At 40.4% G+C, this 14529-nt stretch carries 14 protein-coding genes; 8 read left to right on the forward strand and 6 right to left on the reverse strand.

Annotation, left to right across the window (positions count from 1 at the left end; translation table 11 throughout):
• Positions 1-9 precede the first annotated feature (9 nt).
• Positions 10-1080, forward strand: a complete 1071-nt coding sequence (locus tag DESMER_RS05945; protein WP_014902166.1) for a tetraprenyl-beta-curcumene synthase family protein — start codon at positions 10-12, stop codon at positions 1078-1080.
• A gap of 81 nt (positions 1081-1161) precedes the next feature.
• Here the strand turns inward: DESMER_RS05945 and DESMER_RS05950 are convergent, their stop codons facing one another.
• Positions 1162-2154, reverse strand: a complete 993-nt coding sequence (locus DESMER_RS05950) for a polyprenyl synthetase family protein (RefSeq protein ID WP_014902167.1) — start codon at positions 2152-2154, stop codon at positions 1162-1164.
• A 195-nt stretch (positions 2155-2349) separates the two neighbouring features.
• On the opposite strand from DESMER_RS05950, the gene DESMER_RS05955 reads away from it, so the two are divergent.
• Positions 2350-2571: a hypothetical protein gene (locus DESMER_RS05955; protein ID WP_014902168.1), complete on the forward strand. Its 222-nt coding sequence runs from the start codon at positions 2350-2352 to the stop codon at positions 2569-2571.
• 346 nt (positions 2572-2917) lie between these two features.
• Here DESMER_RS05955 and DESMER_RS05960 read toward each other — a convergent pair whose 3' ends face one another.
• The gene (locus DESMER_RS05960; protein WP_014902169.1) at positions 2918-4177 is read right to left on the reverse strand and encodes an MFS transporter; all 1260 of its coding nucleotides are present in this window, start codon (positions 4175-4177) and stop codon (positions 2918-2920) included.
• Between the two features lie 199 nt (positions 4178-4376).
• On the opposite strand from DESMER_RS05960, the gene DESMER_RS05965 reads away from it, so the two are divergent.
• Positions 4377-4937, forward strand: a complete 561-nt coding sequence (locus DESMER_RS05965; RefSeq protein ID WP_014902170.1) for a flavodoxin family protein — start codon at positions 4377-4379, stop codon at positions 4935-4937.
• A gap of 63 nt (positions 4938-5000) precedes the next feature.
• Here the strand turns inward: DESMER_RS05965 and DESMER_RS05970 are convergent, their stop codons facing one another.
• From DESMER_RS05970 to DESMER_RS05980, 3 genes are all read right to left on the reverse strand, one after another.
• Positions 5001-5327 carry a hypothetical protein gene (locus tag DESMER_RS05970; protein WP_014902171.1) on the reverse strand — a complete coding sequence of 109 codons (327 nt, stop codon included), beginning with the start codon at positions 5325-5327 and terminating at the stop codon, positions 5001-5003.
• Positions 5328-5426: 99 nt separating this feature from the next.
• Entirely contained in the window at positions 5427-5636 is a 210-nt protein-coding gene (locus DESMER_RS05975; protein ID WP_014902172.1) for a hypothetical protein, read from the reverse strand.
• A gap of 77 nt (positions 5637-5713) precedes the next feature.
• Positions 5714-6160 carry a demethoxyubiquinone hydroxylase family protein gene (locus DESMER_RS05980; protein WP_014902173.1) on the reverse strand — a complete coding sequence of 149 codons (447 nt, stop codon included), beginning with the start codon at positions 6158-6160 and terminating at the stop codon, positions 5714-5716.
• Between the two features lie 292 nt (positions 6161-6452).
• Between DESMER_RS05980 and pckA the strand changes: the two genes are divergently transcribed.
• The gene (gene pckA / locus DESMER_RS05985) at positions 6453-8027 is read left to right on the forward strand and encodes a phosphoenolpyruvate carboxykinase (ATP) (RefSeq protein ID WP_014902174.1); all 1575 of its coding nucleotides are present in this window, start codon (positions 6453-6455) and stop codon (positions 8025-8027) included.
• A gap of 1043 nt (positions 8028-9070) precedes the next feature.
• On the opposite strand, the gene DESMER_RS05990 is transcribed toward pckA, so the two are convergent.
• On the reverse strand, positions 9071-9580 hold the full coding sequence (locus DESMER_RS05990) for a type II toxin-antitoxin system HicB family antitoxin (protein ID WP_014902175.1): 510 nt from the start codon (positions 9578-9580) through the stop codon (positions 9071-9073).
• A gap of 295 nt (positions 9581-9875) precedes the next feature.
• On the opposite strand from DESMER_RS05990, the gene DESMER_RS05995 reads away from it, so the two are divergent.
• From DESMER_RS05995 to DESMER_RS06010, 4 genes are all read left to right on the forward strand, one after another.
• The gene (locus tag DESMER_RS05995) at positions 9876-10529 is read left to right on the forward strand and encodes a molecular chaperone DnaJ (RefSeq protein WP_042333434.1); all 654 of its coding nucleotides are present in this window, start codon (positions 9876-9878) and stop codon (positions 10527-10529) included.
• Positions 10519-11199, forward strand: coding sequence for a formate dehydrogenase subunit gamma (locus DESMER_RS06000; RefSeq protein WP_042333436.1), 681 nt, complete (start codon positions 10519-10521; stop codon positions 11197-11199). The genes DESMER_RS05995 and DESMER_RS06000 overlap by 11 nt, the downstream gene beginning before the upstream one ends.
• Before the next feature lie 1178 nt (positions 11200-12377).
• Positions 12378-13607 carry a serine/threonine transporter SstT gene (sstT, locus tag DESMER_RS06005; protein WP_014902177.1) on the forward strand — a complete coding sequence of 410 codons (1230 nt, stop codon included), beginning with the start codon at positions 12378-12380 and terminating at the stop codon, positions 13605-13607.
• 163 nt (positions 13608-13770) lie between these two features.
• Positions 13771-14496: an SGNH/GDSL hydrolase family protein gene (locus DESMER_RS06010; protein ID WP_014902178.1), complete on the forward strand. Its 726-nt coding sequence runs from the start codon at positions 13771-13773 to the stop codon at positions 14494-14496.
• Positions 14497-14529: the final 33 nt, after the last annotated feature.

The raw sequence follows: 14529 nt of genomic DNA on the forward strand, positions 1-14529 counted from the left end.
AATAAGTACATGAATAGATCAAGTTTGAGAACCTATAACAGCATAAAGCTGATATATTTATTTGTGGCAAAAGTCTTTCCGATTGTGAAAAGAGAACTAAACGAATGGAGACAAAAGGCCAGAGAAGCGCCTGATGCACGCTTGTGTCAACAAGCCTTAGAGAGTATTCGCTGGAAAGCCTTTCACTGTCAAGGGGGGAGTATTTATGCCCTTTATCCAGGTGTTCCAAGAGTAGCAACGATCCGGTTTATAGTTGCTTATCAGACTATGAGCGATTATCTGGATAATTTAGTGGACAGTCTTGAAGTTCAGGATGAAAAAGCCTTTGCACAGTTACATTTAGCAATGCAAGAAGCTCTAAATCCAGAAGCGGATCTGTCAGATTATTATTTGTATTATCCATATCGTGAGGACGGCGGGTATTTAAAAAATTTAGTTCAAACCTGCCAAGAAAGTCTCCGAAATTTACCGTCTTATCAAACAGTCCAAGGAGAAGCCATTAAGTTGGCGGAGCTGTATTCCTCCTTACAAACCTATAAACATTTGGCCGTCAGTGAACGAGAAGGGAAAATGGTAGATTGGATTACCCCGCATTTAGCCGCGGATTCCGAGATAACAATTTGGGAGTTTGCAGCTGCCTCAGGATCGACCTTGGGGATCTTTTGTCTGTTTTCCGTGGCCCATGATCCTAAATTGTCGCTGAAACAGGTTGAAACCATAAGCCAGACATATTTTCCTTGGATCTGTGGTCTCCATATTTTATTAGACTATTTTATCGATCTCCGTGAAGACCGGGAGACTAATCAGCTGAATTTTGTAGCCTATTATGAAAACCCAGAAATAGTTTTTGAACGTTTACAATTGTTTGTAGATAACTCCTTAAAGCAAGCAGAACATTTGGAATACGCTAAGTTTCATCAAGTTGTCGTTCAGGGACTTTTAGCAATGTATCTCTCCGATGAAAAGAGTATGGATGGTGAGATTCAGTCGATTGTGAAGAGGGTTATCGAGAAGTGCGGCATAGGAGTAAAGCTTCTCTATTGGGTCTGTCGTCACTTGCGAAAACGAAAAATTATTTGAAGACGAAAGTTGAAAAGCTTTTAAATATTAGAAGGGATCACTTAGATTTGACTAAGTGATCCCTTCTACCTCATTTAGGGGTTAGGCTTTACGATGCAAAATGGTATCTGCCAAATCTAGGAGAGTGGTTTTATAGGTGCTGGCCGGAATATTGTCAAGACACGCTTTTGCCTTATTGATACATTGGGTGGCAGTCTGGTAAGCCTCTTCAATACACCCGGTGCTAAGGAGAGCCTCTCTAATGCTCAGTGCTCCCAGTGGGGTAATACTACGAACGTTGATAATTTCCCGTAACCAATTTCCATAGATCGGCTTATCCAAGAGATAAAGGATGGGAAGAGTGATATTACCGTTAACCAGATCAGCTCCAATAGGTTTTCCCAGAGAATCAGCATCCCCTTCAATGTCTAAGATGTCATCGGTAATTTGGTAAGCATATCCCAGATTCATTCCATATTCCTGCATCAGTGATAATTCTGCTGCAGACGCGCCTGCTAAAACCGCACCGGATTGACAGCAGGCGGCAAGAAGAATACCGGTTTTATTAGCAATTCGCTTATAATATTCCTCAAAACTAACTTGACTGGAGAATTGTTCGTCTGCTTGATGAACTTCCCCATGGCACATTGCCTGGATGGCCTTAACTAGGAAGTTCATACTGGTCAATAATTCGGATCGTGAAAGGATATTGAAGGCTTCGGCAAACAGGTAATCCCCAGTTAATATAGCTGCATGGTTACCATATTCAGAGACAATGGTTGGTTTACCACGCCTTGTTTCCGATTCATCAATGACATCATCATGAATTAAGGAAGCCATGTGAATAAGTTCCGACGCAACTGCTGCATCAATCATTAATGGATTTAAGGGAGCAAAGCACATACCGCTATAGAGAGTGAGAAGAGGTCGAATTCTTTTACCTCCGGATTCCAGCAAACTGATACAGGTTTGGCGAATGAGACCATCGGCTTGCTGAAGTACAGTCTGTAGTTGATCTTCGACGAAGAGTAGTTCCGTAAATTTGAGCTTTGGAAAAGATGTTTCGGTATTGACATAACTTTGTTGTATACTCATTGCATTTGCCTCTGTTCTCAAGTTTTAAATGTTAAGCTTTTATATTATGTCAAAAAGGCAATGATTGGATACTCATAAGTGTGTAAAAAATTAAGATTGAGATTCGCTTAGATTCATTGGGAGAATGACTAATATTAAATTCTATGGGGATTCTAAAAAGGATTAGAAAAACAGAAACATTGAGGAGGCAAATCAATGACTATTGAAAATGATAAAGAACATGCTTCACAATTAAATCGTCAGACTTGGGAACCGGCTGGCGTAGTGAGTGTAGTGGAAGATGATAAAACACCTAAGTACGGTAAGGATAGCTTTAAGAATGCTAAAGGAGGAATGCTGACATTAGAAGTTAAAGAGGCCTTTCATAATAAAGGGCTTATGCAAGGACAAAAGAACTCAAATCCTGAGATAAATTAAAGCAAACCATTTAGCAATGATAAACTCCGACTTGTGTTTATCAGATAAATCCAAGTCGGAGTTTAATATCGGATCACTTAATAAGAAGCATAATCGAAGACTGATTCTGGGGTGAATTCATCATAAAAACAATCTGGAACGAGCTGATCAAGCCGACCATTATTGCCTACACTATTGCCTGTGCAATCCCTGCTAGTATTGCGGGAGTATATTATCTATATAGCATCTTTTTTTAATCAAACTTGAGACACCCATTTCTTATCAGGAGATGGGCCGTATTCTGCTTCGCTGAATAGTTCCCCTCTGAAGTCTCGATGTTCAGCTTTAGCTGAAGGTTGTGATTACCTTAGGTGGTCTTGGGCGAGGATTTATCGCGATAAGTCCTAAGCTTAAATATGGTAGTTAGTAATAAAATTGAAGACAGGCATAGGGCTCCGGTAAGAAAAAACGCTGTTTGAGCTCCCAATCTATCCGCAATGTAACCTGCGAACATATTCCCAAGGGGGGTTGCCCCGGCAAAGACAAGTGAGTAAACGCTCATTACTCTTCCTCGATACTCATCTTTAGCATGGATTTGGAGAGTGGAATTTGCTGTTGTACTAAACCAAATATTAAAGATTCCTGTGACGATTAATAGGAATCCAGAGTAATAGTACACTTTGGTAAGGCTGATAATCATCAAACAAATTGAAATTGCCACACTGCTACCTACTAAAACATTAGCTTTAGGCCCAGATTTACTGTTTAAGGATACCATTAAGGCACCAATAAAAGAGCCTATTCCTAGAGATGACATTAAGATTCCATAGACATACTCTTCTTGGTGAAGAACGTTTTTAGTGAATACTGGGATTAAGACATTAAAGTTAAAAACAAACAGTCCAATTATTAAAACCATCAATGTAGTTTTAACAAGTAATGGTTCATGGATGATGTACTTTAGCCCATCTTTGATTTCTCTCAGGACATTAGTAGCAACTTGCTTTCGTACGTAGGGGTTAACCTTGATTTTAAGCAGGCTGAGGAGTACTGCCATAAAGCTTAATCCATTTAGGAAAAAGCACCATTCCGCTCCTAATGAAGCCATAATCAAAGCTCCTATGGATGGGCCCAGAATTCTAGCTAGATTAAAGGTGGCAGAGTTCAAAGCAATGGCGTTCATTAAATCTTGCTTGCCCGCTATTTCAATGGTAAAGGATTGTCTGGTAGGTAAATCAACCGTATTTAAGAAGCCAAGCAGGAGAGCTAAAATGAGAATATATTCATAACGAACCGTATCCGTATAAACAAGGATAAATAATGTGAAGGCCAAGATCATTGAAGTGAATTGTGTTATTAAAAGTATGGTTCTTTTGGGATACTTGTCGATAACAACCCCAGCAAACAAGGAAAATAAAGTAATCGGCAGAAACTGAACCGCTCCTAATAAGCCTACCAATAAAGGGGAATCAGTCAGTGAAAAGACAAGCCAAGTTTGTCCGATACTCTGCATCCATGTTCCAATTAAAGAAACCCATTGTCCCAACCAAAAAATTCGAAAATTATAGTGGCTCAGGGCGGGAAGTTTGTTGGTCAATCTGTCTTTTAGATGGCTTTTAATATCCATACGCATACACCTTCATGGCACTTGAGCTTGGGATAAGTAACGAAAATATTATATCATAGTCAATCGCTGTGTCTAAAAGATTTAGGAGAATTATCTCTGCAGAGGAGATTATTCGAGCGGATTGGGCATGAAAATCCTTTAAGGGAAATTGCTTTCCTGATACAATAGTAAAGAGAATTAAGAAATGTAAGGATATGATATGATGAACGTGATGATTTTAACAAGCAGCCCGAATATGGATGGGCTTACTGCAGCCTGCGGAAATGCTGCCAAATCAGGAGCAGAGGAGACAGGCGCAAAGGTAATCATGGTTAACTTGAATCAACAAAAAATTGGGAGCTGCCATGCTTGTGGTAATGGCTGGGGAACCTGTCGTAATGAGCATCAGTGTCAAGTAGTTGATGACTTTCAGAATTTACATGCTTCAATGAAGGACATGGATGCCTTTGTCCTAGTTTCCCCTGTATACTGGGGTGAAATGAGTGAGTCCGCTAAATCCTTTACTGATCGCTTAAGACGATGTGAGGGTATAAAAAAGGAAAAGACCTGCTTAGAGGAGAAACCGGTAATATCAGTAGCAGCAGCCGGGGGGAGCGGCAATGGAATAACAACCTGCCTAACCTCAATGGAAAGACTTTTTACTCATGTAAAAGCCGAGAAGTTTGACTTTATAGGAGTTACTCAGAAGAATAAAAAGTACAAGATAGATACTATTCGTGAAGCCACAAAGGAAATGGCTTTAAAGCTCCAGGCTAAATAAGCTATAGTATCGCTAAACAAACAAGCCATCACGAATAGTGATGGCTTGTAACTGTGTAATAGACTATTGCTTAGCAGCTTCCTGCCTCTTATAGTATTCGGAGACTGCGGTAGACTGCATTTCTTCCCAAGTTTTAAAATTGGAGTTTTTAGCAATAAATTTATCAAATTCTGCGTTGAGAAGAGCTAAGAATTCCTCAAATCTACTTACATTATACTTTCCTACGATAAGCAGTTCGCCAAAATTAGCAAACTTAGTATATTTGCTCATAAAATCCGGAGTAAAGAGATCTGTGAAACTAACTAGGCCAAGTGATTGATTAGGCTTATCAGCATTTTTTTCTAAACTATCCGTTAAACGTTCTAAATCAGATTTATTATCATCGCTCATGAATATTCCGCCACCTTCTTATGTTGTTTAGAATTGATTAACTTCCGAACAGCTAAATTAGATTATATTATAAATGCAGAGAGAGTAAAAGTATTTTGGTTATTCAGAGTCGTTCTTGAATGGGTGTTCTTCGATGTTCCAAAATGAGCCACCTGGTTTAAAAGCATCTGTACTGAGTATCTCCATTTCTCCTTCACGAAGAGCGGTATCAAAGAATTGTTCGATGGTAATACCCAGCTTGGTGCATACGTAGTTAAGTCGTTTGCGCTCTTCATCGGATACGGGAATCACTAGATACTGGGTCTTCATAATTATCACCTCTAATTTAGTGATTCGCTAGAAAGATTAAAAAACCTGCTTAGGGGATAGAAAAACTGAAAATCCCTTTATTGAGGGTGATTTTCCATATAATCTCGGAGCCAAAGTGTATGGAATTCCTCATCCAGAAGATAATCCATAAGAGTATTGCGAAGTTCAGAATAATGTTTGTCCTTACTCTCATCAATAAAAGTCCGATAAGCTTCCATAGCTTTATTTTCCAGAGCAATCCCAAGTTTGCAGGTGTTGTCAGAACCGGTTAGACTAACCATATCCCCAAGAAAGCCGCCGGCCAGTTCAAAGGCTGAGCCGATAATCGTAGGAACTTCAATATCAGCCTTGGTTAAGACTTGGGCAAAGAAATCTGCGTGTCCACTTTCGATTTCCACCATTTTTTTGAATGCTTTTTTGTAATATTCATTGGTAGATGATGAGACTTGTGATTCATAAAAAGCAACTTGAAAGGTTTCTAGGGTATAGAATTCTTTTAAACGGAAAATCAACTTATCGTCCATTATGATACCTCACTATTTCGTAATCTTAATGTTTACTTATAATTTATCAAAATTGGATTTTATATCCTTGGTAAAAAATGCTTGGAAAAGTTAGGCGGTTTCTGTTAATATAACCTAAGAGTCATAATTGTTCAATGTATACAATGTTCAAAGTCCGCGTCGTGAATATTCATGCGCTTAGTTACTCCTTCAGAATGTCGATGGTAAAACCTAAGAACTCAATAAATTGTGTATTAAGTGTCTTCAATCAATGGGTATACATAATAGATAAATCTAGGGGGTTAAATAAGAGATGGGTACTAATTCCAATATCGATCACTTGTTCACAGTAAAGGCTCCTGTTGGCAGGAATATTCCGGTGAGTAAGCTGGTGGAAATAGCTTTAGCTCGCCAAGAGGGAGTGTTGACTAACAACGGGGCTCTTTGTTGTTCTACGGGAAACTACACTGGCCGCTCGCCCAAAGACCGCTTTATTGTTGATGAACCTTCCATCAAAGGGCAAATTGCTTGGGGAAAGGTTAATAAACCTATTAGTCCTGAAACATTTGATAAATTATATCGTCGGGCGTTAGATTATCTAGAGACTAAAGACTATTTTGTGTTTGACGGTTTTGCAGGGGCAGACGACAAATATAGCCTGCCAATTCGGGTAATTAATGAATATGCCTGGCACAATATTTTTGTTCAACAGTTATTTATTAGACCAACGGAAAAACAACTGGAGAACCACCAACCTGAGTTTACTCTGATCTGCACCCCTGGGCTGACTGCAGATCCTCAAACAGATGGAACCAACTCCGAAGCCTATGTCATTTTGTCCCTTGAGAAAAAAGTAATTATTATAGGCGGCACTGAATACGCTGGCGAAATGAAAAAGTCGATTTTCAGTGCCCTGAATTATTTAATGCCATTTCGCGAAGTGTTGCCCATGCATTGCTCGGCCAATGTGGGGGCCAATCAAGATGTGGCTCTTTTCTTTGGCTTATCCGGTACAGGAAAAACTACCTTGTCAGCTGATCCCGAACGCAGACTGATAGGGGACGATGAGCACGGCTGGTCGGAAAGCGGTATATTTAACTTTGAAGGTGGATGCTATGCCAAGTGCATAGATCTATCCCAAGAAAAGGAACCCCAGATTTGGAATGCTATCCGCTTCGGAACAGTTATTGAAAATGTGGTTTTAAATCCCGATTCACGGCTTCCTGATTACAAAGACAGCTCCCTTACAGAAAATACCCGGGCAGGTTATCCGGTAACTTATATTGATAATGCTTTAATTCCGAGCCAAGCAGGGCATCCCCGGGTGGTTGTTTTTTTGACAGCTGATGCCTTCGGAGTATTACCCCCCATCTCCAAACTTACCAAAGAGCAGGCTATGTATCATTTTCTGTCAGGTTACACATCTAAGCTGGCTGGGACAGAGAGGGGTATCACAGAGCCTCAGGTTACATTCTCTACATGTTTTGGGGAACCTTTTTTACCCTTGAGTCCGGCAGTTTATGCGGAGATGCTGGGAAAACGGATTGATGAACATAATTCGACGGTTTACTTAGTGAATACCGGTTGGTCTGGCGGTCCCTATGGGGTTGGGAAACGCTTGAATCTTACATATACCAGAGCTATGATAACTGCCGCTTTAAATGGAGAATTAGAAAAAGCTGCTTATCAGCCTGATCCGGTCTTTGGTCTTATGATCCCAGAAGCAGTGAATGGAGTGCCTGTGGAGGTTTTAACCCCACGGAATACCTGGGCAGACACTGAGGCTTATGATAAAACAGCAAATACTTTAGCAGAGAGCTTTCGGCAAAATTTTAAAAGGTTTGAGGATGTTTCAGCTGACATTCGATCTGCCGGGCCAAAGAATTAATAAATATGTGAATATTTCTCAGCAACTAAAAATTTCGATAGTAACGGACAGCTGGAATCTGTAAGCATTATTTAGGAATAGAGTAAGAAAAAGCGCCTCTCCCCTTAATGGAGAGGCGCTTTTTCTTATGGATCACTCGTTACCTATGATGTTGGTGATTTGTGCTAATGTCATGAAATCTTGTGGCAATAGATATTAATCTGGGAAATCCATCCTGGCGGGGACGATTCTGTCGGGCTCTGGAGGGAGCGCTTTTTAGCTGTGTTAACCCGTGCGAAGACGGTGCTGTAAGAAGGTTTAACCCGTGCGAAGACAGTGTCTTCGTCGATCTGCACGCGTTTGCGAGTTCCGCCGCTGGCTCGCTGGACGGTTCGCGAGCGCGTCCGAACCTCCGGGCATTTCTGGCCGCATGCTATGCCGTCCGTGGCGCATGCGGCACTAGGAACATCGTGTTCCGTCGAATGTGAACCTGCGGCGCGCTACGGGGACGCGAACCGTCGGCCCTCGCCTTAGCGCGGCTTCACTGACGCAGCCGCTTAGCAGACAAGCGCTCCTTCAAGCAGTTTGCAAATATTAGCAGTACTTAGGAGGACTTTAGTAAGGCTTCGTGGAATATTTAGCGTGCTCGGAAGATAGTCCTTTAGTTTTTCATCCTCTGCCGGTGCCGCCTGACCCAAGCGACCCTATTCTCATCCCCAGATAGTGCTGCATAGCGTCATGATCACTAAAAGAATTAATCACAGATTCTACACAAATAGGTCACGAAAAAGCAACATCTATTAATTATATTTAATGAAGATCCTCAACGACATTCGAAAGGAGATGGCTAAGCATGAAGTTGATTCTTACTTTACTGTTAATTGGTATGATCCCCACCCTGCTAAGAATGTTGCCGACTAATGAATACTCTGAGTAATTTAGTTAGAGACAGATAATGAATCATTTCCCGTGTATAGCGGTAAAGATAGAAGTCCTCTTGAACATAAAAGTTAAGATTAATAAAGAAAGGAATCCCTAACTAAGACAGGGATTCCTTTCTTATTTTAGGCGGATTCCTCGCCTCCATTCCACTTATCTTTCCAACCGTCCCACTTGGGGGCATTTGCCAGCTGCTTTTTCATGGATTTGCATTGTATAGTCCAGTGGCCAATGCTAAGGGTTGGAGTTTGGAGAGATAAATGTGTTAGCATAATTCCTAAATGTCTCCTAAAGGCCTTGGTGCCTCTATCGTCAACAGAATCAAACTCCTGAATAATTCCTAAGACTTCACTAATACTTGAACAAATAGAACCGTTAGCTTTGTTTTTATGAGATACAAAATATCCGATAACATCCTCATCGGTCTTTTCTGGCTCCACCTTATTTTCGCTGGACTCCTCTTCGTTGAATTGAAGTCCGTCAATTGTCTCAATGGCGTCTCTCAGTTCTTCGGCTCTTTGTATTACCTCAAAAAGATCTTTTCCTTGGGTTATGCACCCTTTTACTTCAAGTATTTCTGCTATCCATAGTCCTTCTTCATTAAGTGGGCTTGCAATTAAAGTGCAATTCTTCATAAAGGAAACCTCCAAATTCAGAAATTTATGTTATACCATTCAAGGTGGCATGTGGAAAAACCTTCCATATAATAAATTGCGTTCGTCTTATTGCGAGCTATTAATCGTCGTAATTACTGAGTTTTTAGCATTAAGACCTTTTTCTTTGGAATTAGAAGAATATTGCACTACTCCCTTGGGGGTAGGAAGTCAGTGATCATTCAAATAAGCGTGCGTATACTGCACGCTTATTTGCGTTATAATAACTTCGGCACTGAGGATAGATATAAAATCTAAATTAAAAGAGGTGCATCGTATGTTTGAATTAATCAAGGGACGGTTATGGCAAGTGTTGGGTCTCCTAATGCTAATATTTGTAGCTGTAGCTATCCCGGCAACTCCGGTTCAAGCTCAAGAAAATTGTCTTCAATGCCATGGGGATCAAAAAACTAAGATTGAAAGATCGGAACACAGCTTTTTAAGTTGTACCAGCTGTCACACAGGAATTACTGGGTATCCCCACTCTCAAGGAGCCGCATTAAATAAAAAAGAAAGTGTAGCCACCTGCACAAGCTGTCATAAAGGTCAGGTAACGGATAGTTATGCCAGAAGTTTTCATGGTAAAGCTGTTCATCTGGGAAGTGAAAAGTCTGCCAGTTGTGCCGATTGCCATGGCTTCCACGATATTCTCGGTCCAAATAGTTCAGGCTCTAAAGTAGCTAAACAAAACATTCCAGATACTTGTGCCAGTTGTCATGGGAAGGCATCACCTGGATTTGCAGAAGGAGAGGATCACTACGAGCTTAAGCCTGGCGGACCAGGAGCTCCAATGTACTATACAGGTAAGTTTTTTATCTGGCTTACCCTGATCATTATTACAGCCTTAGTTATCCATATTGAACTTCAGCTATTTCATAACCTGCGTACAATTCTTCGGGAACGGAAAGAGGTGGCGAATCGTGGACAATAAGGATGTGTTTCAACGTTTTGATCTTCACCAACGTATCCAGCATATCGGAATGTTTAGTAGTTTTTTTGTGTTAACAATTACCGGATTACCCATTAAGTTTGAGCAAAATAGTGTCTCTGTTTGGATTGTAGCGTTGTTTGGCGGCTTCGATAATCTCTTTACCGTACATCTTGCAGGTGGAGCAGTTATGCTGTTAGCTTTTATCTATCATTTAATCTACTTAGTCCTATATCCCTTGTTGACTAAAAAGACATCCTGGGCAATATTGCCGAAGGGTAAAGACTTTGTTGACGTGGTTCAAGATGTCCAGTATTTAACAGGTCTGAGAAAAGATCCGCCTAAATTCGATCGCTACACGTATAAAGAAAAATTTGACTACTGGGCCGTCTTCTGGGGTATGGCGATTATGGGCGGATCAGGATTAATGATGTGGTTTCCGGAGATATTTACCCAGTACATACCCAGGTGGGTAATAGATTCAGCTAGGTATGCACATACAGACGAAGCAATTCTGGCCATCAGCGCTATATTTATATGGCACTTTTTCAACTCTCACTTTAGCCCCAGGTTCTTTCCGATGAACCATGTTTGGTACAAAGGGACCATGTCTAGAGAAGAAATGGAAGAAGACCACCCGTTGGAATTAGAAAGACTTGAATCAGGGAAATAGCCGAAGACACAAAGGGGAAAGGAAGATAAAACATGTCACAGTACTATAAATACAGAAAGAGTCTCCCCCTGACCATATTCCAGATGATACTTTATGTAATCATACTAGTGTATATTCTTATCTGGGGTTTCAATTATATTTAGAAATAACTCAACCCAAACTAATTAGTTTGCTAAATATTAAGAGGAGAGCTGATATTCAGCTCTCCTGTTTATTCTAAAACGAATGGTTCTTCTCGCAAGTTGTTGGCTTTATTCCTTTAAGAAGAACAATTCATTGTAAACATATTATCTCCAAGTAAGAGGTCTTTACACTGGGAGGTTTTGTATATAATGAATCAAGGCTGTACTCCTGCCCTAAAGATAAAACCGTCCTTTCGGACGGCTTTTTTACCTTAATAATCGTTATCGCCCCAGACTTTACCTAACCAGACTGCAGCGCCGATGCCGACGGCATGGATGATCAGCGAGCGAGTACTAAATAAACTACTTCTTCGTCTAATTCCCATCATAAGAAAAAACCTCCTTTCAAATTTTAAGCTTTTTTAGCTTTTCATTTTTTAAGCATTAAGATACTAAATTATATTTGTAAATTATAGGATGCTGGGTTGGGTTATGAGGCGGCATTTTCATCATTCCCTAAAAAATTGGGGGTATTCAACAATCAATAGAAAACTAATATCAACAACTAATCTCAGGGTTGTTGGGAGATTATCCTTTATAAGTATCCTTGGGAGCAGTAAAATGGCCTAGGTAAACTATACCTAGGCCATAACTTTGAGAACTGCTTTTATCAGTGGCAGGGGTGGGGAGGCTTGGGCGGAACCGGTGGGTGAGGTGGTCTGCGAAGTAGTGCCAATAGCTCCCAAATGATTACCAACAATAAGATTATGATTATTATTAATGCAGTAAGAATCATATGCGTCACTCCCTATTATAAGATTGTAAAGACTGTGAGGATCTTAGTCCATTCTATTCAACATGTCTATTGGATGTTCTTGGAATTTATTCTATTTTGAGGAGTGTTCATCAACCTGTAAAAAATGCAGAAATAAGGTATTGTATGGTCTTTAAGAAGGGAGAATAAATAAAGATCTTAAAAAAAGTTGAGTTCAAGGCCTCAAAGCAAGTATAATATAATTTTTGGAGCAGCTTATCTTAAATTCAGGGGGAAAGTGCATGAAAAATCTAATCAACAAATGGAATCAATTGAGTCTGGTAAAACAAATAATCATTGGTCTGATCATCGGCATAATCTTAGCTACAACAATTCCGGAACTGGCAAAACCAATCACAATTTTCGGCACATTATTTGTTGGAGCGTTAAAAGGGATAGCACCGATATTGGTTTTCTTCCTAGTCATGTCAGCCATCTCTCAACATAAGACTGGACATAAAACTAATATGAAATCAATTATCATCCTATATCTTCTAGGGACTTTCATAGCTGCGTTTGTTGCGGTTATTCTGAGCTTTATGTTCCCAGTAACCTTAACTCTCACAACAGGAGCTCAAGATATCAAACCCCCCGGAGGGGTCGTGGAGGTTCTGAAATCATTACTCTTAAATGTTGTCGATAACCCGATAAAAGCATTGTACAATGCCAATTATATTGGAATATTAGCTTGGGCTTTAGTTCTTGGCTATGCCTTAAAAAAAGCCTCGGATTCGACCAAAACGATGATGGCCAATTTTTCCGAGGCCTTAACTGAAATGGTAAGATGGGTCATTAAATTCGCCCCCTTAGGTATCATGGGGCTTGTGTTTGATTCCATTGCCACCAGTGGCCTAAAGGTCTTACTCGGCTATGCCCAATTATTGGCCCTGCTCCTGGGCTGCATGGTGATTATCGCCCTTGTCGTTAATCCAATTATTGTTTATCTAAATATCCGCCAAAACCCATATCCCTTAGTACTGAAGTGTTTAAAGGAAAGTGGCATTACAGCATTCTTTACACGCAGCTCAGCAGCAAATATTCCGGTTAATATGAGCTTGTGCGAAAATCTAGGTTTAGATAGAGATACTTATTCGGTGTCGATTCCCTTGGGTGCCACAATTAATATGGCTGGTGCAGCAATAACCATTACTGTTATGACCCTTGCAGCAGTTAACACCCTGAACATCCAAGTTGATATGGCTACGGCATTAATTCTTAGTGTATTAGCAGCGATTAGCGCTTGTGGCGCATCCGGAGTCGCCGGTGGTTCTCTTTTGCTGATTCCTCTGGCCGCCAGTCTATTCGGAATCTCAAATGAGATTGCAATGCAGATTGTAGGGGTAGGTTTTATCGTAGGTGTTTTGCAGGACTCTTTTGAAACGGCACTTAATTCGTCTTCAGACGTGATCTTCACAGCAACATCAGAATTTGCCAAAATGCGTAAAGAAGGAAAAGAAATCATGATTAAGTAATGACTCCCGAAGCTCTCATCTAAGGATGGGAGCTTTTTAGTTGAGTTTAGACAAATTTCCCCTTACTTCGCAATAAAGTTATGAGATGATTGTGCCTGACAGAAAAACTGAACGGAAAAGATAGAAGATGGTGTATTCAGGCACAAGAAAGAGAGTAAGGGTCATGAGAAAGTTAACTATCTATTTAATATCGGGAACAATGCTGCTCTCTTTGCTGAATTTTGGTGATCCGGTAACAGTACAGGCGGCAGAGAGAAGGTTGACTGAGACAGTTGCTAAGGTTGATACCGTGACAGGTATTCAAAAGATAGAAACTGGTACAGTTAATGCTGTGATTTTAGGAGACTCAATCGCCGTTAGTCAGGGGGCCACGAATCCCTTAAGAACCGGGTGGACTAGAGAGCTGAAAAGAGCTTTAGCCGAGAAGTATTCCCATAGAATATCCTGGGACAACAAAGCTTCCTCAGGAACTCTTGTAGACTATTGTTTAACAAGAGCAACTGAGATAGAAAGTGATACAGATGTTGTCTTCATTTGTGTGGGAAGAAACGATAGGAATGAATACACGCCCTATCAGTTTAGTAAAAAGTATGAACTGTTAATTCGGGTGATTAAACGTAAAGCCCCCAAAGCGGATATTTTTTGCATTGTAGAGCCTCCCATGGTTTCTGATGACGAATCTTTGTTTTTGGGTATTAGAGCGGCCATCAAAAAGGTATCAGCTAAGGCTGGAGTACATTTATTAGACGTTTGGAGTACATTTCCTACAGATCAAGAGGATTTAGATGGGTTGTTGTCAGATGGGCTTCATCCCAACGACAAAGGGTATAAGCTAATGTCAAACTACATGTATAACCGATTGGTTTGGGTGATAAAAACAGCTAAGTAAAACGATTAATGGGGAATATTTAAGGCCTAGGCT

The sequence above is a fragment of the Desulfosporosinus meridiei DSM 13257 genome (assembly GCF_000231385.2).
Lineage (GTDB): Bacteria > Bacillota > Desulfitobacteriia > Desulfitobacteriales > Desulfitobacteriaceae > Desulfosporosinus > Desulfosporosinus meridiei.

Excerpts from the sequence above, each read along its gene's own strand:
- DESMER_RS05975 (WP_014902172.1), bottom strand. The coding sequence starts at position 5,636 with ATGAAGACCCAGTATCTAGTGATTCCCGTATCCGATGAAGAGCGCAAA.
- pckA (WP_014902174.1), top strand. The coding sequence starts at position 6,453 with ATGGGTACTAATTCCAATATCGATCACTTGTTCACAGTAAAGGCTCCT.
- DESMER_RS06010 (WP_014902178.1), top strand. The coding sequence starts at position 13,771 with ATGAGAAAGTTAACTATCTATTTAATATCGGGAACAATGCTGCTCTCT.
- DESMER_RS05970 (WP_014902171.1), bottom strand. The coding sequence starts at position 5,327 with ATGAGCGATGATAATAAATCTGATTTAGAACGTTTAACGGATAGTTTA.
- DESMER_RS05945 (WP_014902166.1), top strand. The coding sequence starts at position 10 with ATGAATAGATCAAGTTTGAGAACCTATAACAGCATAAAGCTGATATAT.
- DESMER_RS05965 (WP_014902170.1), top strand. The coding sequence starts at position 4,377 with ATGATGAACGTGATGATTTTAACAAGCAGCCCGAATATGGATGGGCTT.
- DESMER_RS05960 (WP_014902169.1), bottom strand. The coding sequence starts at position 4,177 with ATGGATATTAAAAGCCATCTAAAAGACAGATTGACCAACAAACTTCCC.
- DESMER_RS05995 (WP_042333434.1), top strand. The coding sequence starts at position 9,876 with ATGTTTGAATTAATCAAGGGACGGTTATGGCAAGTGTTGGGTCTCCTA.
- DESMER_RS05955 (WP_014902168.1), top strand. The coding sequence starts at position 2,350 with ATGACTATTGAAAATGATAAAGAACATGCTTCACAATTAAATCGTCAG.
- sstT (WP_014902177.1), top strand. The coding sequence starts at position 12,378 with ATGAAAAATCTAATCAACAAATGGAATCAATTGAGTCTGGTAAAACAA.
- DESMER_RS05990 (WP_014902175.1), bottom strand. The coding sequence starts at position 9,580 with ATGAAGAATTGCACTTTAATTGCAAGCCCACTTAATGAAGAAGGACTA.
- DESMER_RS05950 (WP_014902167.1), bottom strand. The coding sequence starts at position 2,154 with ATGAGTATACAACAAAGTTATGTCAATACCGAAACATCTTTTCCAAAG.
- DESMER_RS05980 (WP_014902173.1), bottom strand. The coding sequence starts at position 6,160 with ATGGACGATAAGTTGATTTTCCGTTTAAAAGAATTCTATACCCTAGAA.